The sequence below is a fragment of the Methylobacterium sp. C33D genome (assembly GCF_053345825.1).
The window spans coordinates 1-1,177 of record NZ_JBKFAV010000105.1; the positions used below are offsets into that span (position 1 = coordinate 1).

Annotated in this window: 1 protein-coding gene and 1 pseudogene; both read right to left on the bottom strand. The window is 59.5% G+C overall.

From position 1 onward, the window contains the following. Positions 1–442, bottom strand: a 442-nt coding sequence (locus tag ACLBXO_RS31555; RefSeq protein WP_447687893.1) for a GDP-mannose 4,6-dehydratase, incomplete at its 3' end; no start/stop codon positions are given. A 624-nt stretch (positions 443–1,066) separates the two neighbouring features. Continuing rightward, positions 1,067–1,177, bottom strand: a pseudogene (locus ACLBXO_RS31560) (IS630 family transposase); the annotation flags it as partial.

The following is a 1,177-nucleotide window of genomic DNA, read 5'->3' on the forward strand; positions in this document are numbered from 1 at the left end:
AGAACGGCGTCGACTCGCTCTGCTCGGCCTCCTGGATCAGGCCGAACATCTCCGAGGTCGAGGCCTGGTAGTAGCGCGCCTGGGGCGCCGCCGAGCGCAGGCATTCCAGCATGTGCACCGCGCCGAGCCCGGTCACCTGCCCGGTCAGCAGCGGCTGCTGCCAGGACGAGGTCACGAACGACTGGGCGGCGAGGTTGTAGATCTCGTCGGGCTTCGTGGCCTGGACGATGCGCAGCAGGGCGGATTGGTCGAGCAGGTTGCCGTCGACCAGCTCGACATCGTCGGTGATGCCGAGCCACTTCAACCGGTGATCGAAGACGCCGGCGTGGCTGGAGCGCCGCACGATGCCGGTGACGGCGTAGCCCTTCTGCAGGAGCAGCTGCGCCAGATACGCGCCGTCCTGGCCCGTCACTCCCGTGATCAGCGCTCGCTTAGCCGTCATCATCACTCCTACCGAAAAATGCGTCGGGCTCTTACATGTCGGGCATTAAAAAAGTCAACATAAAAAGACCCTGAATATCGATATGCTCATGATCTAGAATTCGGCGTGGCACATTGTGATAAAGTGGCTGCATGGTCGCTTAATCAGGCATTTTTTGGATCAGATGTTGTTGCATTATTCATGGAATGGATCGAAGGTGCTTTTGGCGACTGATTATAATGGAGCTGCTCGGGTTGTTACTCCGGTGGCTGCGCCAGATCGACGCCTGGTGCACCTCTTGGACGTCGTCCTCGACCGCAAGGGGCGGTGCAATCAATTTAAATCCAGAGAATACAAGTTTAGATCAGGAGGACCGGGGTCGCGTGGTAAGTCGTCGTCCTAATTTGTCTGCCGGGCATTCTCCGAAAGTTTAGCATACTAAGGTGCCGCTTGAACGGCAATTTTTCGGCCGAGATCGGTGAGGGGCAATAACGACTGCAGCGGCCGTCTCATCTCAGGCGAGCAGCCATTGCGGGCACCAGCGTTATCTTCGTTGGCCTCCAGTGGTCGGCCGCGCCCGCTTTGCCCGGGAGCGAGGTAGCTCGTGATGACCTGCGCGTGCAGCGTAGCTAGAGCGGCATCCGATCAGGTTGCGTTGTATCCTGCAGCGGCAAGGTAGGCTCGACATTCAGCTGGCGCGAAGCGGGTTAGGCTGCGCCGTATGGCATCCCAGAGGTCTGGGATAGTTCGCGCCGC